The organism is Cupriavidus sp. SW-Y-13, assembly GCF_009793345.1.
In the GTDB taxonomy this organism is placed as follows: domain Bacteria; phylum Pseudomonadota; class Gammaproteobacteria; order Burkholderiales; family Burkholderiaceae; genus Cupriavidus.
Window position 1 is genome coordinate 876,731 of sequence record NZ_WHLX01000001.1, and the last position, 19,935, is coordinate 896,665.

Sequence of the window (19,935 nt, forward strand, 5' to 3'; positions counted from 1 at the left end):
TTTTTTCGTCAGGAACCGATTCCCCCCTGTAGTGGGGCGTCCGCTCGCGCGCGCTAAATATGGGTGAATTCGTACCGATAGACGCTAAGGCGTTCAATCGGTCAAAGCAGTGTGAACAAGGTACGCAACAAATCTGGCGAAAAAGCTGGGGCTTTGTAAAAATTCACGTTTTGCCTATTGATCCTGGCTGCCATTCAGCCACATTGGGCGCCGGCACCTTTTCGGCTGCCGTTCGATCTATCTCTCTTGGAGAAACGAAGTGAAAAGTCTGAAGTCCTGCTGTCTGCTCGGTGTAGTCGCCGCCATGGGCATGGCTGGCTGCGCGACGGAAACGTCGACCGCATTGCCGGTGCAGAAGGTGGAGAGCGCCAGCCGCCCGTATAACGGCCTGCGGACCCCGATCGCCGTGGGCAAGTTCGACAACCGTTCGAACTACATGCGCGGCGTGTTCTCGGACGGCATCGACCGCCTGAGCGGCCAGGCCAAGACGAGCCTGGTGACCCACCTGCAGCAAACCAACCGCTTCACGGTGCTGGAGCGCGAGAATCTCGACGAGATCAAGCGCGAGGCGACGATCAAGAACCAGGCGCAGAAGCTCAAGGGCGCCGATTTCGTGGTGACTGGCGACATCACCGAGTTCGGCCGCAAGGAAGTGGGCGATGTGCAGTTGTTCGGCATCCTGGGGCGTGGCCGTGAGCAGGTCGCCTACGCGAAGGTCAACCTGAACATCGTCAATATCACGACGTCCGAGGTGGTTTTCTCCACCCAGGGGGCTGGCGAATACAAGCTGTCGAACCGCGAGGTCATCGGGTTTGGCGGCACGGCCAGCTATGACTCCACGCTGAACGGCAAGGTGATGGACCTGGCCATGCGCGAAGCCATCAACAACCTTGTCAGCGCCATCGACGGTGGCATCTGGAAGCCGGTCCAGCAGTAACAGGCATTCGTCAAACTACGAGAAAAACAAATGATTAACTTGGTCACGCTGCGCAATGCGGCGTTTTTGTCGGTCGCCGCCGCGGTGCTCGCCGGCTGCGCTGCGCCCCAGCCGTCGCTCTATCAATGGGAAGGCTATCAGGCTCAGGTCTACCAATACTTCAAGGGCGAGTCGAAGGAAGAGCAGGTCATCGCGCTGGAGAAGGGCCTTGAAACCATCAAGGCGAAAGGGGGAGCGGTGCCACCCGGCTATCACGCGCAGCTCGGCATGCTGTACCTGAACCTCGGCAAGGACGACCAGATGGTCAAGGAGTTCCAGACCGAGAAGACGCTTTTCCCGGAATCCACGCCGTTCATGGATTTCCTGACGCGGAATATGAAGACGGATACGCGCAAGGATGTCGCGGTACCGGCCCAGCCGACCACCGCCGCGGTAGGAACCAAGGCTGACAACAACACCGGGAGCGCCAAATGATCCGTCGCGTGATGACCTATATGGCTACGCTGGCCGCGGTGGCGCTGTTTGCCGGTTGTGCCACGAAGCCGCCCGAGGTGGACTACTCGGCGTTCAGGTTGGCCAAGCCGCGTTCGATCGTGGTGCTGCCGCCGCTGAACGAATCGGCCGACATCAAGGCCACGTACGCCATGCTGTCGCTGGCCACGTATCCGCTGGCCGAGTCGGGCTACTACGTACTGCCCGTGGCACTGGTCGACGAGACGTTCCGCCAGAACGGCTTGACCGTCCCCGGTGAGATCCACACCGTCCCGGTGCCCAAGCTGCGCGAGATCTTCGGCGCCGACGCCGCGCTGTATGTCACCGTGACCGACTACGGCTCGCGTTACCAGGTGTTGAGCAGCGTCACGCGCGTCGCGGCCAAGGCCAAACTCGTGGATCTGCGCAGCGGCGATGTCCTGTGGAGTGGCACCGCCGTGACGGCCAACGATGGTGGCAACACCAGTGGCGGCGGACTGATCGGCATGCTGATCAGCGCCGCCATCAACCAGGCGGTGAATCACCTCACCGATGCGGCCTATCCCATAGCGGGAACGACGAGCTATCGTTTGCTGTCAGCCGGCATGCCGGGCGGCATCCTGTACGGCCCGCGTTCGCCGAAGTACGACAAGGTGGATTGAGTGCCGCACTGACGCGGCTTCCGCGAAAAAAATGCCGCAGCACGCTCCCTCGTTCGAGGGAATGTGCTGCGGCATTTTCGTATCTGGCGGAAGCGGTGAGATTCGAACTCACGGATGGGTCACCCCATCGGCAGTTTTCAAGACTGCTGCCTTAAACCACTCGGCCACGCTTCCTTGAAGGCGATTCTGATTGAACCGGCATTGTATCGCGTCAGCGGATACGGCCGGCCGCGCATTATACAGGGATGGCCGGGCTGGCGTGTATTGCGCTTGACGCATGCCCATGGATGATGAGGGAAAGCCTCAACGATGTGTCGTTCTCTGTCGACGTTGTCAGTGTTTGTCGGACAGCGCGGAACCATGTGAGGGTCGAGCATCTCCTATGATCACGACATGCGATCTTGGCGTGTCACGAAGTCGGCTTTTCAAACAGCTATTCGAGGAGAGGAATCGATGCAACGCAACGAACAACGCAAGGATCAACGTCAGCCGTGGATGGCGCTGGGCGGCCTCGGCGCCCTGGTGCTGGTGGCCGGGCTGGCCGGTTGCGCGCAACCTGGCTATGGCGGCTATGGCAACTACAACTCGACGCCGCAGCCTACGGGTTATCAACAGCCCGGCAGCGTGTATCAGGCGCCGCAGGGTTCGGTGTTCACCGGCCGAGTGGAATCGATCGAGCCGATCCAGAATACGCAGGGTAGCTCGGGCATTCTGGGTACGGTGATTGGTGGCGCCGCGGGCGGGCTGCTCGGCCATCAGATTGGTGGCGGTCGCGGCCAGACGGCGGCGACGATCGTGGGCGCAGTGGGTGGTGCCGTGGCAGGTAACCAGATCGAGAAGCGCACGGGTAGCAGTACGCAGACCGCGTATCGCGTCAATGTCCGGCTCGACGATGGGCGCGTAGCAACGGTGACGCAATCGAACATCGGCAATCTGCGTGTGGGTGACCGCGCCCGGGTGGCGAACGACATGGCCACGCCGTACTGATCGAACGCCGTAATAAAAAACGCCACACGGTTTGCGCCGTGTGGCGTTTTTGCTTTCGCATGCCAACCGACGAAGCCGGTTCAATCCTTCAGGAACATCTCCTGCAAATCATTGAGGAAGCGCCGCCCGAGGTCGGTGGGCTTGATCATCGTCGGGTCGGCTTCGAGCAATCCCTTTTTCTCCGCTGCCGCCAATGTTTTGCCGATAGTGTGCAAGGGCAGGCCGGTGTAGTCGTGGAAACTCGATGCCGGGACGCCATCGGTCAGGCGCAGCGCGTTGAGCATGAATTCGAACGGCAGGTCGTCGGCGCTCACATCGCGCGACTCCTGCACGGCGTTGCCCGCCAGTGCCTGTTCCATATAGGTAGCCGGGTGCTTGTGGCGCATCTGGCGCAGGATACGGTGCGGGAACGACAGCTTGCCGTGCGCGCCCGCGCCGATACCGAGGTAATCGCCGAATCGCCAGTAGTTCACGTTGTGCCTGGCTTCGCGATGTGGCTTACCGTAGGCCGAGGTTTCGTAATGTCGGAACCCTGCCTCTGCCGTGCGGGCCTCGATGAGATCCTGCATCTCGTAGGCGATGTCTTCATCGGGCAGTGCCGGCGGAAACTTCGCGAACAGCGTGTTCGGCTCCAGCGTCAGGTGATACATCGACAGGTGTGTGGTGCCGTACGACAACGCCGCTTCGAGGTCGCTCACGCACTGGTCCATCGTCTGACCCGGCAGTGCATACATCAGGTCCAGATTGACGTTGTCGAAGTGCTGCAATGCGATGTCGATGGCGGCCCGCGCTTCGCGCTCGCCGTGGATGCGACCTAGCGCCTGCAGGTGGGCATCGTTGAAACTCTGAATGCCGATGGACAGGCGGTTGATCCCGCTGGCCCGGTAGCTCGCAAAGCGCTCGGCCTCGAATGTGCCGGGATTCGCTTCCATCGTGATCTCGGCATCGGCGTCCAGCGGCAACAGCGCGCGGATATCCGACAGCAGCCGGTCCATGCCGGCCGCCGACAACAGGCTCGGCGTGCCGCCACCAATGAAGATCGTATGCACGGGACGTCCCCAGACCAAGGGCAGCGACTGCTCGAGGTCGGCGCGCAGCGCGTCGAGATACGCGTCCTCGGGGATGTCGTGGCTATCGGCCTTTCCGGGTGCCGCGTGCGAGTTGAAATCGCAGTACGGACACTTGCGCACGCACCACGGAATATGAACGTAGAGCGATAGCGGCGGTGAGCCGGGCAGGGCGATCTTTCCCGGCTTGAGCCAGAGTTGCTGGTTGTCCGCCGGAGAAACCTGTCGCGGGGTCGGGGACAAAGGCGGGGACGACGCCGGGATGATCGGAATCATGCGCTGGTCCTGGCGCGCGAAGCTTGCAAGCGGGCAACCAGGCCCTGCAGCGCCAGTGCGCGATGGCTGACGCCGTTCTTCTCGTCGGCAGACAGTTCGGCGGCAGTTTTGCCGAGCGTAGGCAGCAGGAAGTGCGGGTCATAGCCGAAGCCACCCGCGCCGCGCGGGGCATCGACGACTTCGCCGGCCCAGGTGCCCTCGGCAATGATCGGGCACGGATCTTCGGGATGCCGCACCATGACCAGCACGCAGTAGTAATGCGCGTGACGGTTCAGCTTGCCGGCCAGTTGGGAAATCAGATGCGCGTTGTTGGCGGCGTCGGACTTCGGCTTGCCGACCATCTGCGCGTAGCGTGCCGAGTAGACGCCGGGAGCGCCATCGAGCGCATCGACACAGATGCCCGAATCGTCGGCCAGCGCCGGCATGCCGGACAGCCGGCTGGCGTGGCGCGCCTTGGTCAGTGCGTTCTCGACGAACGTGCCGAAGGGCTCCTCGGCCTCGGGAATCCCGAGTTCGCCCTGTGGCAGTACGTCAAAGCCGAGCGGTGACAAAAGTGCGCTAAATTCGCGCAGCTTGCCAGCGTTGTTCGAAGCCAAGACCAGGCGTTGCATCGTCACTCCTCCCGCGCTCAGAGTCCGAGCGCCTGCTTTTGCTGGCGCACCAACTCGGCAATGCCGGCCTCGGCCAGACGCGTCATGGCGTCCAGGTCCGCGCGGCTGAATGGCGCACCCTCGGCCGTACCCTGGACTTCGACGAAACCGCCGCTACCAGTCATGACCACATTCATGTCTGTGTCGCAGTTGCTGTCCTCGGCGTAGTCGAGGTCGAGCACCGGCACGCCGTCGACCATGCCCACGGAGATGGCCGCGACGAAATCGCGGATCGGGCTCGTCGAAATCGAGCCGGCGCGCAGCATGGTGGAAACGGCGTCGTGGGCGGCCACGAAGGCGCCCGTGATGGCAGCGGTGCGGGTGCCGCCATCGGCCTGCAAGACGTCGCAATCGAGGTGGATCGTGTGCTCGCCCAGTGCGGCGAGATCGAACACCGACCGCATGGCCCGGCCGATCAGGCGCTGGATTTCCTGCGTGCGGCCGGTCTGCTTGCCCCGTGCGGCTTCGCGGTCCGAGCGCGTGTGCGTGGCACGAGGCAGCATGCCGTATTCGGCGGTGACCCAGCCTTCGCCGCTGCCTTTCTTGTGCGGAGGCACTTTGGTCAGCACGCTGGCCGTGCAGAGTACCTTGGTGTCGCCAAAGGCACACAGCACCGAACCTTCGGCGTGGCGCGTGTAGTGGCGGGTCAGGGTGATGGGTCGCAGCGCATCGGCCGCGCGTCCGCTGGGTCGCATGGGGAGTTTTCGTTGGAATCGGGTAAGACCGCGATTCTAACGCCGACAGGCTTCGAATGCCTGTCGCGCCGGCTGCGACCCCGGCAAACTGAAGCGAACGTTTCTCCGCCGTGGCTCAGCGCATCAGATTGCTGGTCTTGTCGATCGCGGCACGAATCTCGGCAATCGAGCGTTCGATTTCCTCTTCGCTGAGCAAATCGGTCTCGTTGCCGGTGCGTTCCAGGATTGATGTCGTGAAGGTGTTCAGGGGCAGCGTATCCGTCAGCACGGCGTCGTCATCGGGCACTGTGGCGTCGGCTTCCCACATCATCGAGATCGCTGTGGTGTTGTCGGCACCTTCGCCGGCATTGGCGAGCGCGCGTTCGATCAGGTCGGGAATGGCGTGGACGACCGACAGGTGCGTGACCTTGTCCACGATCACGCTCTCTTCCAGGCTGCCCCACAGGCCGTCGGAGCACAGCATCGCCACGTCGCCCGGCTCCAGCCGCACTGGTCCACCGATATCGATCAACGGCAGGTTGGGCGATCCAAGGCAGTTGTAGAGCTTGTTGCGCTCGGGATGATTGGCCACTTCCATGGGCAGGACGCGCTCCTGCTGCAGCAGGTTTTCTATCTTCGAGTGGTCCCGCGTACGTGTGAGGAGGGCGGCCTTGCGCATCAGGTAGAAACGCGAATCGCCGGCGTGGGCCCAGTGGATCTGGCCGTTCTGGATCAGGCAGCAGACCACCGTTGTACGCGGCACATCTGAGAGGCGATTGGCCTCGGCATAGCGATGGATGTCGCGGTGCGCCAGCATGATCGTGTCCTGCAGGAAGTCGGCAGGATTGCGGATCGATGGGCGCGCCTGCGCCTGGAACTGGCGCGCCAGAGTTTGCAGTGCCTGCTGCGCGGCAACCTCGCCAAAGGCGTGGCCGCCCAGGCCATCGGCCAGCACCATCAACAGGGCGTCACGCGTAAAGCAGTAGCCCATGCGGTCCTGGTTGATCCGGCGGCCGCCTTTCCGGCTTTCCTGGTAGACGGAGAATCGCATGCTTTATTCGTTATCGGTTTGGTGCGCTTGTCTGCGCAGGCATCGGCGCGTGGGGCGTTGTGTTGAACGTCGCATCATGCGGGGGCATCAGTCGCTGGAGCCGTCGGCCTGCGCAGTCTGCGATGGCTTGTCGGCGTTTCGTTCCTCGCGGCGGCGCAGCAGCGTCATGAAACGGCTCGTGGCGTTCATGCGCTCTCCTGCGGGCACAGTTGCGGGGCCGGCCGCTGCTGCGGCAGCCGATTGCTCGCCCAGCGCATTGCTCTGGTCGCGCAGTTCCTTCTGCAGCCGGAACACGCTCTGCGGCCGCTCCGACGGCGTCAGGCGCAGGCACCACTCCACCAGATCCACGAGGCCATTCGTATAGGTGCTGCGCAACCGCGCGATGGATTCCGCCATACGGTCTTCCTTTTCGCGCTGGTTGGCTTCCTGGGGCGGCATGCCGGCCATGCACGCGTACAGCGTGGCACCCAGGCTGTAGATGTCGGTCCAGGGGCCGAGGTCGCTGTGCTTGCCGTAGAGCTCGGGCGCGGCAAAGCCGGGCGTGTACATCGGCTGGAAACGTGCGGCTTCCATGGTCAGAGTCTGGCGTGCGGCACCGAAATCGAGCAGGATCGGCGATTCGTCCTCGCGCAGGTAGATGTTTCCGGGCTTGATGTCGAGGTGCAGAAGCTTGTGGATATGCACTTCGCGCAGCCCGCTCATGAGGTCGTGGAAGACTTTGCGGATAAATCGCTCGCGCAGCACCTTGGGCTTGCCCTGCTGCCGGGCCTGCAGAATGTGTTCCTGCAGTGTTTTGCCCAGTTCGTAGTTCATCACCATGTAGACCGTGGAGTTCTCGCGGAAGAAATTCACCACGCGAACCACGCTGGGATGCGAAATACGAGCCAGCGACCGGCCTTCCTCGAAGAAGTACTTCAGGCCGAGCCGGAACGATGCGGCATTTTCATCGGGAACGACAGGAATCAGTTCGCCGGGGCTGCGGCGCGCCAGCGACGACGGCAGGTATTCCTTGATGGCGACCGGAGTGCCGGTGTCGTCCGTGGCAAGGTAGACGAAACTGAACCCCCCGCTGGCCAACTTCTTTACAATACGGTAGTTGGCAAGCAGCGTGCCGATAGGAAGCGGCGCGCTCTTGGGTGTATTGGCGCCCTTGGACTCTGTCATAGGATTCGGGACCTCATTTGCTCCCGGATTCTCCGGTCTAATCGGTCACTTGTAAAGAAATCCGTAGCGGGGTGTGTTGCCAAAACTCCGCGCTTTTCCACGACCGATTTCCCTTGATTTTGTGGGCGCTCTGCCGTCCGCTCGGGTACATCGCGCCGTCTATAGCCGATCCCTTATTTTTCGACTCTTTCGCGAGATAAACGACAATGATCCACAGCATGACAGGCTATGGCCTGGCTACCGGCCAGGCACCGCTGACCAACGCTCAGGGCGAGCCCAGCGGCCGCACCGCCTCGGTTTCGGTGGAATTCCGCACTGTCAATTCGCGTTTTCTCGACCTGCTGTTCCGTGCGCCCGAAGAGTGCCGCGCGTTCGAACCCGCCCTGCGCGAAATGCTCATGGGCGAACTCTCGCGCGGCAAGCTCGAGTGCCGCATCAATCTGCAGCGCACCGATGCCGGTGGCGCCACGCTGGCATTGAACCAGGGTCTGCTGGACCAGATCCGCGCACTGGAATCCACGGTGTCGGCCACCTTTGCCAACGCCGGCACCATGCGCATGGGCGAACTGCTGCGCTGGCCCGGCGTGCTGGTGGAGCCCGAGCTGTCCCAGGAGGCGCTGCGTGACGCCGTGACTGGTGCCGCTCGCGAGGCGCTCAAGCAACTGCTGGAAGCCCGCCGCCGTGAAGGCGCAGCACTCAAGGCAACGCTTGAGGAACGCATCGACGCCATGCTGGCCATCGTCGAGCGCCTGACGCCGACGATTCCGCAACTCATTGCACATCATCAAGAAAAACTGACCGAGCGCCTGCAGGAAGCCTTCAACCTGGCCGCGCCGAACGGCATGCCGAACATGACCCGTGACGAGATTGGCGAGCGTATCCGCCAGGAAGCCACGGTGTATGGCATCCGCATCGATATCGCCGAAGAGCTGTCGCGGCTGCAGGCGCACCTCGTCGAAACGCGGCATATCCTGAAGAAGGGCGGCCAGGTGGGCAAGCGGCTGGATTTCATGATGCAGGAACTCAACCGCGAAGCGAACACGCTCGGCTCAAAGGCCGCTGCCAAGGAACTCGCCGATGCCTCGATGGAGCTCAAGCTCCTGATCGAGCAGATGCGCGAGCAGATTCAAAACCTCGAATAAGATCATGAGCGAAACGACCCACACCGCCATCGACACCGTCTATCCCGGCAACCTGTTCATGGTGGTGGCACCGTCAGGGGCCGGCAAGTCTACGCTGGTCAACGCGCTGCTGGCGCAGGATCAGTCCATTCGCCTGTCTATCTCGCATACCACGCGCAAGCCGCGTCCGGGCGAGGAGAATGGCCGCGAATACCATTTCACGACCGTCGACGAGTTCCGCGCCGCACGTGACCGCGGTGAATTCCTGGAATGGGCCGAGGTGCACGGCAATTACTACGCCACGTCGCGCGTATGGATCGAGCAGCAGATGGCGCAAGGCAACGACGTGCTGCTGGAGATCGACTGGCAGGGCGCCCAGCAGGTGCACACGCGTTTCTCCAACGCCATGGAGATCTTCATCCTGCCGCCGTCGCTGACGGCGCTGGAGGAACGGTTGAAGAAGCGCGGCCAGGACGAGCCGAACGTGATCACCCGGCGCCTGCTGGCCGCGGGTAGCGAAATGGCGCATGCATCGGAGTCGGACTACGTGATCATCAACGAGGTCTTCGAGGATGCGCTGCGACAGTTGCAAAACGTCGTTCACGCGACCCGTCTGCGCTTTTCGTCGCAAAAGGCGCGGCATGCAGAGCTGTTTATCGAGCTCGGCATTCACTGATGCAAGGGGCGGCCGGCAAGGTTTCGGCCGCGTGCTGTAAAATGACGGCCTGTCGAACAGGTTTCATCCCAAGGTGGATTTCATATGGCGCGTATTACCGTCGAAGATTGTCTGAAACACATTCCGAACCGCTTTGAGCTCGCGCTGGCCGCGACTTACCGCGCACGTCAGCTCGTGCAGGGCCATACGCCCAAGGTAGAGGCCAAGGACAAGCCCACCGTTGTGGCGCTGCGCGAAATCGCGTCGGGCCAGGTCGGCATCGAGATGCTGAAGAAGGTCCCGACCTGATTGCCAGGGCGGCCCGTGGTTCATCCTTGCTTCGCGTGCGTACGCATCCAGCCGCGCATCCAGCCGAATTCCAGGGGCCGCCGCCATGCCTTCATTGCCGACCGAACCCGCCATCGCACCGCCGGAAACCTCCGGCGCGGACGACTCGCGTGGAGCGCCGGCAACGAAGGCTTCATCTGTTTTGGGCGGCGCATCCGCCACTTCGGTGGCGCCTGGTACGCCGTCTCCAGAGGCCGTTCCGGTCTCTCCCTCCTTGACTGCCGCACCGTCAGCTACCGTCCCAGGACGTAAGCGCTCCGGACAATCTCCTTCTGTGACTGCCCGAACTGGTGCTCCCAATCTTCCCGATCCGCTCGGCGACAACGTCGTCGGGGAACGTGCCGTTGTCCCGCCGATGCAGCAGGGCAAGTCGCGTGCTGCACTGGCGAATGATCTGGTAGCGGAGCCCGTGGCCGGTACCGTGCCTGCGCCGCCGGGTGGTGATCTGTTCATCGACGCGGTGCTGGCGCAGTCATACCGGCACTTCTTCGGGCCGACCTCGCAGCCGGCGGTGCCGCCGCGCCAGCAGGTTATCTCCATCACGCGCCTGATGGAGAAGCTGGCCTATCTGAAGCCGGCTGACCAGACATTAGTGCGCGAGGCGTTCCAGTTCTCGGACGAGGCGCATCTCGGACAGTACCGGCAGAGCGGCGAGCCGTACATTACGCATCCGGTTGCCGTGGCGGAGTTGTGCGCGGACTGGAAGCTCGATGTGCAATCCATCATGGCGGCATTGCTGCATGACGTGATGGAAGATCAGGGCATCACGAAGAGCGAACTGGCCGAGAAATTCGGTCCGAAGGTCGCCGAACTCGTCGATGGTCTGACCAAGCTGGACAAGCTCGAATTCCAGAGCCGCGAGCAGGCGCAGGCGGAGAGCTTCCGCAAGATGCTGCTGGCGATGGCGCGCGATGTGCGGGTGATCCTGGTCAAGCTGGCTGATCGCACGCACAACATGCGCACGCTCGATTTCGTGCCGCCCGAGAAGCGGCGCCGGATCGCGCTGGAAACAATGGAGATCTATGCGCCGATCGCGCACCGGCTGGGTCTCAACACGATCTACCGCGAACTGCAGGAGTTGTCGTTCAAGGTAGGCTCGCCGTTCCGTTATGCCACGCTGGAGAAAGCCGTCAAGGCCGCGCGCGGCAATCGGCGCGAAGTGGTGAAGCGGATTCTCGAAGCCGCGCAGGCGTCGCTGGCGCAGGCGGGCATCGTGGCCGAACTCTCGGGGCGCGAGAAGACGCTGTACAGCATCTATCGCAAGATGCACGACAAGCAGTTGTCGTTCTCGCAAGTGCTTGATGTCTATGGTTTCCGCGTGGTCGTGGAAACGCAGATGCACTGCTACATGGCAATGGGCGCGCTGCACGGCTTGTACAAGCCTATGCCTGGCAAGTTCAAGGACTACATCGCGATTCCGAAGATCAACGGGTATCAGTCGCTGCATACGACTCTGGTGGGACCGTTCGGCACGCCGGTGGAGTTCCAGATCCGTACACGCGGGATGCACCAGATCGCCGAGGCCGGCGTGGCTGCGCACTGGATGTACAAGCACCAGGCCGACCACGCCAACGATATCCAGCATCAGGCCCACCAGTGGCTGCAGTCGCTGCTCGATATCCAGAGTCAGACTGGTGATTCGCAGGAGTTCCTGGAGCACGTCAAGATAGACCTGTTCCCGGATGCCGTCTATGTCTTCACGCCGAAGGGCCATATCCGTGCGCTGCCGCGTGGTGCCACGGCGCTGGACTTTGCGTACGCGGTGCACAGCGACCTGGGTAACCAGTGCGTTGCGGTCAAGATCAACAACGAAATGCTGCCGCTGCGCACGGAGCTCAAGAGTGGCGATATCGTCGAGGTGGTCACAGCGCCATACTCGAAGCCGAATCCTGCTTGGCTGGCCTTCGTGCGCACCGGCAAGGCGCGTGCGGCGATTCGCCATTTCCTGAAGACGACGAAGCTCGACGAGGCTATCCAGCTTGGCGAGCGCCTGTTGGACCAGTCCGCGCGCCAGCTTGGTATCGAACTCAAGGCGGTGCCGCAGTCGGTATGGGAGCGGATGATCCAGTGGACCGGCAACAAGGCGCGCGAAGATATCTTCGCGGACCTGGCGCTGGGCCGGCGCGTGCCTGCCGTGGTGGCGCGCCGTATGGAAATCCTGCTGCAGGAACTCTCCGGCGATGTCGACAGCGCGCTGCTGGCCGCCGTGCAGACGTTTGCTGGCGAGGAAGCCCCGGCGGTGCCGATCACCGGCGATGAAGGCATGTCGATGATCTTCTCGGCGTGCTGCCGTCCAATCCCTGGCGACTCCATCGTTGGTTATCTGGGCAAGGGCGAAGGGCTGCAGATCCACGTACAGGACTGCAAGGTGGCCAAGCGCCTGCACAGCAAGGACCCCGAGCACTGGATCGAGGTGATGTGGGCCAAGAAGACGACGCGTGCGTTCGACGTGTCGATCAAGATCATGGTCCACAACGTCAAGGGTATCGTTGCACGCGTGGCGGCGGACCTGACCTCTGCCGACGCCAACGTGGCGCACGTGGCGATGGAACAGCAGCAGGGCGGTCATCAGGAGGCCACCTATATGCAATTCGTGATTCAGGTGCAGAACCGCCTGCATCTCGCGAACGTCATGCGGGCACTGCGTCGCAATCCGGACGTCATCCGTATCTTCCGCGACCGGAACGACGGCTGACCGCTATCCTCCGGCCGTGCCTTTCACGGGGTAGCGCACTTCCAGGATATCGATCTGTTCAACGCCGACCGGCGTGCGTAGCGGCACCGTGTCCCCTTCGCGGGCCTTGATCAGTGCCTTGGCGATCGGTGAGATCCAGCTTACGTGATTGCTGTCGAGATCGACCTCGTCCATCCCGACGATGGTGATGGTCGTTTCTTCGCCCAACTGGTTCGCGTAAGTGACCGTGGCACCGAAGAAGATCTGGTCATTGTCGCCCTGCAGCGAGGGATCGACGACTTCGGCCTTGTCCAGTCTGCGTGTAAGGAAACGGATGCGGCGGTCGATCTCGCGCAGGCGCTTCTTGCCGTAGAGATAGTCGCCATTCTCGGAGCGGTCGCCGTTCGATGCTGCCCACGACACGATCTGCACGACGTCAGGGCGATCCACATCGATCAGGTGCATCAGCTCATCGCGCAGCCGTTGATAGCCAGTCGCGGTGATGTAGTTCTTGGTGCCGGCAGGCAGCGGTGTGGCGCCTTCGGGAAGATCATCGTCGTCATCGTTGGACGACTCTTTGACAAATGCCTTGTTCATGGTCCGGATCACTTCATCGGGTTCTCATTATAGGAAGTTGCTCGCGCCTTCCGCCTCGGAAGAAAAAATGCGCGCAGGGGGCTTCACAAAACTGAAAACTTCTATATAATCTCTTTTCTCGGTTGCGGCTGTAGCTCAGTTGGATAGAGTACTTGGCTACGAACCAAGGGGTCGTGGGTTCGAATCCTGCCAGCCGCGCCAACCAATACGTGAGAAGGGCTTCCAGAAATGGAAGCCCTTTTTGCATTGGGCGCTCGGGATTTGTTTTGTATCGAGTCGGGAACGGCGCCGCGTTGCAAGGCTCGAATCCTTATCGACAACCCATCGAGGGGACGCACATGCAGCAAGAAGAGTGGCGCGTGGAAGGCTATCGCGGCATGGATGCATACGTTCTGGTGACATCGCATCGCGATGCCGTGGCCGGCAGTGTTGGCGATACACAGACCTGGGGCTACGAAGTGCGCGTGGGCCAAGAGGGTGCGGATCCTGCCGATGCAGGCGATACAGAAATTCTGTCGAGCGGCGCGCATGTGTTTGCCACACGGCATGCGGCCGAGGTGGCTGCGTTTGCCGCGGCTTATGCGTGGATCGACAAGCTGCTGGGTGACGCTCGGTAGATAAGAGACTAAGTTCCTTGCGATGCGTGCAACGGTCCATATCGACGCGAAAAGGCTGTCATCAAGGTCGATTTGATCGAGATCATTTTTGGTTTGGGGTATCACTCCTAGTCTGCAGATAAGGCGCGCCGCGGTGCGTGCCAGCTGCAGAAAACAGGAGGTGCGATGCCCGAATACGAAGGCTTCAGGATCGTCTATGAAGTGCTTGCCATGCCCAAGGACAAGTGGGCGATCATGATCGAAATCATTCGGCGGCACGGTGGTGAGGTCTTGATGGCGCGACACAATCCATTTCCACGTCAGCCGTTCGATACAAAGCTAGAGGCGCTGGAGCATGTCAATCGATACGTGTCGGAGACCGTAGCGCGTCTCGAAGGTGAGGCGGAAAATGATCGGCGGCGCCGTGCGTAACGCCCGGCCTCATTGAAGAAGCCTCAGGCATGCCTGAGGCTTTTTTCATTTTGGTGCATGAAGTGCTTGCCAGGGGCGTCACATTACTGCATAATCTCTTTTCTCAGACGCGGGGTGGAGCAGTCTGGCAGCTCGTCGGGCTCATAACCCGAAGGTCGCAGGTTCAAATCCTGCCCCCGCAACCAGTACCTTGTGCTGGAACCCCTGAGAGTCTCGGCAGTCATCGAGTAGTTTCCCAGCAGTTCCCAGGCCGTTCGGCCAACCTTCTCAAACTTCGATCAGTACCGCTTCAGCGCACAGAGTGTCGTCACGCTTTCAGCAATGATGCAGCTTGTGCGAACGTATCGCGCACCTGTGGCTGACCTTCGCGTTCCGCTGCCTCGGCGCGATCCTTCAGGCGCGATGCCAGCACGGCAAGATTGCCGCCGCTGCCACATTGTTGCGCGGCGTCCTTCATCAGTTGCTTGAGTTCCTGGTCGATGTCGGCGCCATCGAACGCGCTGACCGACAGCGCGGAAATGCGCTCCAGAAGATTGTTGACCAATGCTTCGTCGTGTTGCGGCTCGGGCATGGCGTCTCCTTGGCTGTCGAATATCAGGGATGCGGGAGCAACGGCGCTTAGTCGCGCCGCGACAATTGCGGTGGGATGGCTACGCGTCGTCGGGCCGGTTTCAGCGCGCGCTGCGGCCATAGTACGTAGTTGGTATGCGGATCCATCGGCTTGCCGAAGTAGGACACCCATACCTGGACGCCATGCTCCGTCTCGGACACGATGGCGGCAACGGCACGCGCGGCGACGGACGGCGACTTCAGAAGATCTCCGAGCGCTTCCACGCCCTGGACCACATGGTGCTTCACCCCTCTGAACCACACGTATTGACGCATGGCTGCAAGAAAACTCTTTGTCATGATTGCTGTTCTTCTCGTTGGCAATGCGAAACAGAGACCACAGCTTACACGCTTGGGTGTGACGTTTTTGTAGGGAAGCGTCTGATATTTGTGGCATCGCATGTCATGGGCGCCGCGGCGGCGCAGAAAGTGCGCCAGCCGTTGCTGGAATGCTGTGTGAGCCAGCAAATTGACAATGTGACGCTGCTGTCTTAGCGTGGTTACATTGCTGCACAAATGTTGTCATTGGCTCGGTGAGCCGTGGAGGCATTGTGGAAACTCAAGCGGAGTTGCAGGAACGGCGCGAACGAGGCAGGGCTCTGCGGCAGATGGTGCCCCGGCGCGAACATGAAGTGATCGGCAACATCGATCGCGACCCCGTCGCGTTGCTCAAGCAGAGCAGCGAGGGGCGCGTGCCCAAGCTGATTCCGCTTCGATACGGGCGAATGATTGCGTCGCCCTTCACATTCTTCCGAGGCAGCGCGATTATCCAGGCACATGACCTGGCCGGCACCCGGCATTCAGGCGTGATCCACCAGATCTGCGGCGATTGCCACCTTTCGAACTTCGGTGGATTTGCTACACCCGAGCGTGCGCTGCTGTTCGACGTCAACGATTTCGATGAGACAAGTCCCGGCCCCTGGGAGTGGGATGTCAAGCGGCTGGTGGCGAGCTTCGTGGTTGCGGCCCGGCATTTTCGGCACGGTTCAGTGGCTGCGGACGAGATGGTTCGTCATGTCGTCTCCAGTTATCGCGACCGTATGGCCGAATATGCGGAGATGGGTATCCTGGATACCTGGTATGACCGCATCACATTCGAGCGGCTGCTCGACAATGCGTCGGACCCCGACGTTCAGAAGCGGATCCGTCGCGCCATGGATCGCGCTGCCGAGCGCACGCACGAGGCGTTATTGCCAAAGCTCGGCATACGAGAGGGTGAAGGCGACCGGTGGCGCATTCTTGATGCGCCACCGGCCATCTTCCATGTGCGCGGTGAGCAAACCTTGTTCGACCCCGACGATGACTGGCTCGGCGTCGATGATCCCGCCGCCATCGTCAACAAGTGTTTCGGTGACTACACGGCCACGCTGGCACCGGATCGCCGCCAGTTGCTCTCGCATTTCAAGCTGCACGACATGGCGTTCAAGGTGGTGGGCGTCGGCAGTGTCGGTACGCGGTGCCTGATCCAGTTGATGATCGATACCCATGGCAAGCCGTTGTTCCTGCAAGTCAAGGAAGCGTCGAAGTCCGTTGTCGCGCGGTATTTCAAATCGCCGTCAGTGGCGCATGAAGGGCGCCGGGTAGTGGACGGGCAGCGACTGATGCAGGCGGCAAGCGATCTGTTCCTGGGCTGGTCCAAGGGCCCATTCGGCCGGCACTTCTATATCCGCCAGTTGCGCGACATGAAGTTCTCGGCCGATCTGGAGCTGATGGATACCAACCTGCTCAACTTCTACGCGCGAGTGTGCGGGTGGGTGCTGGCGCGTGCGCATGCCAAGGCAGGCGGGCTCGCCGCCGAGATCAGCGGCTATCTTGGTACCAGTGACCGCATAGCCGATGCGCTGGTGATCTACGCCAATGCCTATGCTGATCAGGTGGAGCGCGATTACGAGATCTTTGTCGATGCCTGCCGCTCGGGGCGTCTCGAGGCGCGCACCGATACCGATATGGCCGCCGATTTCCGAGTTTGATCTGCCCATCTCCAGGAGTCCGGGATGACTGAAGACATGCTGCTGCAACTGATCATCGAAGTGGAGAAGGCCGATCCCATCGACTACGCCAACCTGCCGTTCGACGACGTCAAGCTGCGGGCGCTGGCGTGCAAGCTGATTGCCGAGCGGTCCATCGAACTGGAGTCGTCGGGCATGTCGCAGGATGCCTTGTTGGCAACACTCTGGGTCTCCACCGCCAAGCTCGTGCTCGAAAACATCGTGCTCAATGCGCGCCTGCTGACCTTGATGGGCAAGGCCGAAGATGCCCGGGTGCTGATCGACCGGATTTCCCGGCAATCGCGGGGATAATCCCGCATCGATTATCGATGTGGTGACTTGCGCACACACTGCGCGAAGCGCGCCAATTCGCTAAAATACGGCGTTTCTACCCGTTCGGACGATCCGTTGGGTGGGCCTGTCTTGGAGAATTCGGGTGATCAAGTGGATTATCGTCGCGGCTTACGTAGGTGCCATCTTGTATGTGCATTTCCGCGGCAAGGTCAGGTTGCCGTTCATGCGCCAGATGCTCGACCATTCGGCATTGGTTGCGCCCGTGAATTGCTTTATGTATCTGTTCTCGGGGGTACCGCGCACGCCGTATATTCCCGTCGAGCGTTTTCCTGATCTCGAAAAGCTGCGCGCTGCCTGGCCGCAGATTCGCGACGAAGGCCTGGCGCTGATCGCGATGCGCAAGATCAAGGCCGCGGACAAGAACGATGACGCCGGTTTCAACTCGTTCTTCAAGTACGGCTGGAAGCGTTTTTACCTCAAGTGGTACGAAGCCCAGCATCCGTCCGCCGAGCAGCTGTGCCCCAATACCGTAGCGCTGCTGCGCGAGATGCCGACGGTCAAGGCGGCGATGTTTGCCGAACTGCCGCCGGGCGGCAAACTCAATCCGCACCGTGATCCGTTTGCCGGTTCGCTGCGCTATCACCTGGGTCTCTCCACGCCGAACGACGACCGCTGTTTTATCGAGGTTGATGGCGAGCGTCATAGCTGGCGCGATGGTCATGGCGTGGTCTTCGACGAGACCTACCTGCACTGGGCCGAGAACCGCAGCGAGACCGATCGCCTGATCCTCTTCTGCGACATCGAACGTCCGATGCGCTACCGCTGGGCCGCGGCCGTTAACCACTGGATGGGCCGCAAGGTCATGACGGCAGCCAGCTCGCCGAATGACGATACCGACCAGACCGGCATGATCAACAAGCTGTTCCGCTTTGTCTGGCTCGGCGGCCAGTACCGTCGCCGCTTCAAGGCATGGAACAAGACCGTGTACAAGATGACGAAGTTCGGTCTGATCATCGGTGGGGTGGCGTTGATCGTCTTCCTCTGATCGAACGGGACGTTGTATTAAAAAAGCCGGCTGAATTGCCGGCTTTTTTGTTGGGCGATCGAGCAGTACTATCCTCGCCGCTCATTGCCCAACGCTTCATAGTGCGCACGCTTGGCTTCGTACATCCGGCTGTCCGATAGCTTCACCGTGTCCGTCAGCCGGTCCCCTTGTGAACAGGTTGCCGCGCCGATGGAGAAAGACAGTCGCGCACCGGGATAGAACTGGTTGTTGAGACCCACGACTTCCTCGATCTGCTCGACCACGGTGGCGGCGCCACGTTCGTCGCGGCCGGCCAGCAGGACCATGAATTCGTCGCCGCCGATGCGGGCGATGCAGGCTTGTTCGCCCACGGCCTTCTTGAGGACTTCGCCGGTGCGGCGCAGCAGGGCGTCTCCATCGCTATGGCCGAACTGGTCGTTGATGATCTTCAGGCCGTTCAGGTCTACGGCAATCACGCTGACGGGCCAGGGGCCCTTGCGGCCCAGGCGGGCCAGTTCGTCCTCGTAGTACGCACGGTTGTAGAGTTTGGTCAGCACGTCGTGCTTGCCCAGGAACTCCACGTAGGCTTCAGCCTTCTTGCGCGCGGTGATATCGGTCAGCGATACGAGCACCTGATCCCAGTCGGATTCGCAGCCGGGGAAGACCGACCATTGCATGAAGACATCGACCGCGCGGCCGTCGAGCGCGTAGTTGATGACTTCGCGTTGCTGCCAGAGTTTCTCGTGCCAGAGATCGACGAGTTGCTCGGCGAAGTGGATGCGCATGTCGTCGCGGAACACGTCGCCGAGGCGCGACAGCAGGATGTCCTTGCTGGGCGCGCCGAACATCGACAGCGTTTGCTGGTTCACGTCTAGCACGCGGATTTCCTGCATGCAGCGCGAGACGAAATCGGGGTGGACGTTCAGGAAGGTGCGGAAGTCCGTGATGCCCGCAGCCCGCACTTCGTCGAGCAGCATCTTCACGACGCTGAAGTCTTCCACCCATAGCGATACCGGCGAATGTTCGAACAGTCCGCGCGCGTATTGCTGGCTGCGGCGCAGCTCGCGATCGGCGCGTACACGTGCCGTGATGTCCTCGATCGACAGCAGCACGCGCGACCAGTCATGCTCGTGGCCTGGCATGACGCTGGCTTCCAGGCGGATGTCGAGCCGGTCGCCATCGAGCGTGTAGTTGACGGTCTGGCTCTCGAAGTGCTGGCCGCCATCCCAGAGTTGGCCGAGTTCCTCCACGTGCTGGTCGAACATGTCGTCGCGGAACACGGTGTCGAGGTTGGCGACGAGGTCGGCCAGGTCACTGGCGCGGAACAGGTCCAGCGTGCGGCGATTGACGTCGAGCACGCGGATCAGCGCCGAGCAGCGGGCCACTTCGGACGGATGCTCGCGCAGGTATCCCCGCAGGTCGGAGACGCCATCGGCCCGTAGCGCGTCGAACGCCTGGCGCACTGCGCTGAAGTCTTCCAGCCAGAGCGAGACGGGCGCGAGCTGGAACAGGGTCTGATAGTCGTTGTCGAGCCGTGCGGCGACCGATGCGTGCCCCAAGTTCTTCTCCCTTGTTGTGATGGATGGCATATCGCGCATTAGGATAGGCGAGCGCGCCTCACTTGGGGAGAAATCTTGCGGGAGCGAAACGCCTGTTGG

22 protein-coding genes and 3 tRNA genes are annotated in these 19,935 nt (G+C 61.6%); 15 read left to right on the forward strand and 10 right to left on the reverse strand.

The genetic code is table 11. The annotated features are described in order from the left end of the window. The first annotated feature begins 304 nt into the window (after positions 1-304). From GA566_RS03985 to GA566_RS03995, 3 genes are read left to right on the forward strand one after another with little or no spacing between them, the layout of a single operon-like run. Positions 305-937 (forward strand): CsgG/HfaB family protein, encoded by a 633-nt coding sequence (locus GA566_RS03985; protein WP_137923068.1) that lies wholly within the window; start codon positions 305-307, stop codon positions 935-937. A 30-nt stretch (positions 938-967) separates the two neighbouring features. Next, positions 968-1,411: a DUF4810 domain-containing protein gene (locus GA566_RS03990; protein ID WP_137922939.1), complete on the forward strand. Its 444-nt coding sequence runs from the start codon at positions 968-970 to the stop codon at positions 1,409-1,411. Then, a complete protein-coding gene (locus GA566_RS03995) occupies positions 1,408-2,070 on the forward strand; it encodes a DUF799 domain-containing protein (RefSeq protein WP_137922940.1) in 663 nt (220 codons plus the stop codon). The genes GA566_RS03990 and GA566_RS03995 overlap by 4 nt, the downstream gene beginning before the upstream one ends. 84 nt (positions 2,071-2,154) lie before the next feature. Here GA566_RS03995 and GA566_RS04000 read toward each other — a convergent pair. Beyond that, positions 2,155-2,244 (reverse strand) — tRNA-Ser (locus GA566_RS04000). Between the two features lie 321 nt (positions 2,245-2,565). Between GA566_RS04000 and GA566_RS04005 the strand changes: the two genes are divergently transcribed. Further along, positions 2,566-3,057 carry a glycine zipper 2TM domain-containing protein gene (locus GA566_RS04005; protein ID WP_171020300.1) on the forward strand — a complete coding sequence of 164 codons (492 nt, stop codon included), beginning with the start codon at positions 2,566-2,568 and terminating at the stop codon, positions 3,055-3,057. An 80-nt stretch (positions 3,058-3,137) separates the two neighbouring features. On the opposite strand, the gene hemW is transcribed toward GA566_RS04005, so the two are convergent. The 5 genes from hemW to GA566_RS04030 all read right to left on the reverse strand — a co-directional run bounded on the left by hemW (position 3,138) and on the right by GA566_RS04030 (position 7,939). Further along, positions 3,138-4,400 (reverse strand): radical SAM family heme chaperone HemW, encoded by a 1,263-nt coding sequence (gene hemW / locus GA566_RS04010; RefSeq protein WP_160471726.1) that lies wholly within the window; start codon positions 4,398-4,400, stop codon positions 3,138-3,140. Continuing rightward, on the reverse strand, positions 4,397-5,011 hold the full coding sequence (gene rdgB, locus GA566_RS04015) for an RdgB/HAM1 family non-canonical purine NTP pyrophosphatase (RefSeq protein WP_137922943.1): 615 nt from the start codon (positions 5,009-5,011) through the stop codon (positions 4,397-4,399). The genes hemW and rdgB overlap by 4 nt, the downstream gene beginning before the upstream one ends. Before the next feature lie 17 nt (positions 5,012-5,028). Then, on the reverse strand, positions 5,029-5,745 hold the full coding sequence (gene rph, locus GA566_RS04020; RefSeq protein WP_137922944.1) for a ribonuclease PH: 717 nt from the start codon (positions 5,743-5,745) through the stop codon (positions 5,029-5,031). 115 nt (positions 5,746-5,860) lie between these two features. Continuing rightward, positions 5,861-6,775 carry a PP2C family serine/threonine-protein phosphatase gene (locus tag GA566_RS04025; protein ID WP_137922945.1) on the reverse strand — a complete coding sequence of 305 codons (915 nt, stop codon included), beginning with the start codon at positions 6,773-6,775 and terminating at the stop codon, positions 5,861-5,863. Between the two features lie 87 nt (positions 6,776-6,862). Then, positions 6,863-7,939, reverse strand: coding sequence for a serine/threonine-protein kinase (locus GA566_RS04030; RefSeq protein ID WP_137922946.1), 1,077 nt, complete (start codon positions 7,937-7,939; stop codon positions 6,863-6,865). 206 nt (positions 7,940-8,145) lie between these two features. Between GA566_RS04030 and GA566_RS04035 the strand changes: the two genes are divergently transcribed. From GA566_RS04035 to GA566_RS04050, 4 genes are all read left to right on the forward strand, one after another. Beyond that, positions 8,146-9,081 (forward strand): YicC/YloC family endoribonuclease, encoded by a 936-nt coding sequence (locus GA566_RS04035; protein ID WP_137922947.1) that lies wholly within the window; start codon positions 8,146-8,148, stop codon positions 9,079-9,081. Positions 9,082-9,085: 4 nt separating this feature from the next. After that, positions 9,086-9,736: a guanylate kinase gene (gene gmk / locus GA566_RS04040; protein ID WP_137922948.1), complete on the forward strand. Its 651-nt coding sequence runs from the start codon at positions 9,086-9,088 to the stop codon at positions 9,734-9,736. Between the two features lie 84 nt (positions 9,737-9,820). Next, positions 9,821-10,024 (forward strand): DNA-directed RNA polymerase subunit omega, encoded by a 204-nt coding sequence (gene rpoZ, locus GA566_RS04045; protein WP_006578656.1) that lies wholly within the window; start codon positions 9,821-9,823, stop codon positions 10,022-10,024. Between the two features lie 313 nt (positions 10,025-10,337). Then, positions 10,338-12,758: a bifunctional (p)ppGpp synthetase/guanosine-3',5'-bis(diphosphate) 3'-pyrophosphohydrolase gene (locus GA566_RS04050; protein WP_137922949.1), complete on the forward strand. Its 2,421-nt coding sequence runs from the start codon at positions 10,338-10,340 to the stop codon at positions 12,756-12,758. Between the two features lie 3 nt (positions 12,759-12,761). On the opposite strand, the gene greB is transcribed toward GA566_RS04050, so the two are convergent. Continuing rightward, on the reverse strand, positions 12,762-13,334 hold the full coding sequence (greB, locus tag GA566_RS04055) for a transcription elongation factor GreB (protein WP_160471728.1): 573 nt from the start codon (positions 13,332-13,334) through the stop codon (positions 12,762-12,764). 124 nt (positions 13,335-13,458) lie between these two features. On the opposite strand from greB, the gene GA566_RS04060 reads away from it, so the two are divergent. The 4 genes from GA566_RS04060 to GA566_RS04075 all read left to right on the forward strand — a co-directional run bounded on the left by GA566_RS04060 (position 13,459) and on the right by GA566_RS04075 (position 14,547). Next, positions 13,459-13,535 (forward strand) — tRNA-Arg (locus GA566_RS04060). Positions 13,536-13,672: 137 nt separating this feature from the next. Then, complete coding sequence (locus GA566_RS04065) at positions 13,673-13,951, forward strand: hypothetical protein (protein ID WP_137922951.1); 279 nt, start codon at positions 13,673-13,675, stop codon at positions 13,949-13,951. Positions 13,952-14,116: 165 nt separating this feature from the next. Next, a complete protein-coding gene (locus GA566_RS04070) occupies positions 14,117-14,362 on the forward strand; it encodes a hypothetical protein (RefSeq protein ID WP_137922952.1) in 246 nt (81 codons plus the stop codon). A 108-nt stretch (positions 14,363-14,470) separates the two neighbouring features. After that, a tRNA-Met gene (locus tag GA566_RS04075) sits at positions 14,471-14,547 on the forward strand. A 122-nt stretch (positions 14,548-14,669) separates the two neighbouring features. On the opposite strand, the gene GA566_RS04080 is transcribed toward GA566_RS04075, so the two are convergent. Beyond that, on the reverse strand, positions 14,670-14,933 hold the full coding sequence (locus GA566_RS04080) for a hypothetical protein (protein WP_137922953.1): 264 nt from the start codon (positions 14,931-14,933) through the stop codon (positions 14,670-14,672). 47 nt (positions 14,934-14,980) lie between these two features. Beyond that, a complete protein-coding gene (locus GA566_RS04085; protein ID WP_137922954.1) occupies positions 14,981-15,271 on the reverse strand; it encodes a hypothetical protein in 291 nt (96 codons plus the stop codon). A 251-nt stretch (positions 15,272-15,522) separates the two neighbouring features. Here GA566_RS04085 and GA566_RS04090 point away from each other — a divergent pair, with 251 nt between their 5' ends. The 3 genes from GA566_RS04090 (at position 15,523) to lpxO (ending at position 18,298) form a co-directional block, all read left to right on the forward strand. Then, complete coding sequence (locus tag GA566_RS04090; RefSeq protein WP_370459264.1) at positions 15,523-16,941, forward strand: DUF2252 domain-containing protein; 1,419 nt, start codon at positions 15,523-15,525, stop codon at positions 16,939-16,941. 24 nt (positions 16,942-16,965) lie between these two features. After that, on the forward strand, positions 16,966-17,271 hold the full coding sequence (locus tag GA566_RS04095) for a hypothetical protein (protein ID WP_137922955.1): 306 nt from the start codon (positions 16,966-16,968) through the stop codon (positions 17,269-17,271). A 124-nt stretch (positions 17,272-17,395) separates the two neighbouring features. Further along, positions 17,396-18,298: a lipid A hydroxylase LpxO gene (lpxO, locus tag GA566_RS04100; protein ID WP_137922956.1), complete on the forward strand. Its 903-nt coding sequence runs from the start codon at positions 17,396-17,398 to the stop codon at positions 18,296-18,298. Between the two features lie 68 nt (positions 18,299-18,366). On the opposite strand, the gene GA566_RS04105 is transcribed toward lpxO, so the two are convergent. Beyond that, entirely contained in the window at positions 18,367-19,866 is a 1,500-nt protein-coding gene (locus GA566_RS04105; RefSeq protein WP_137922957.1) for a sensor domain-containing diguanylate cyclase, read from the reverse strand. Positions 19,867-19,935 lie beyond the last annotated feature (69 nt).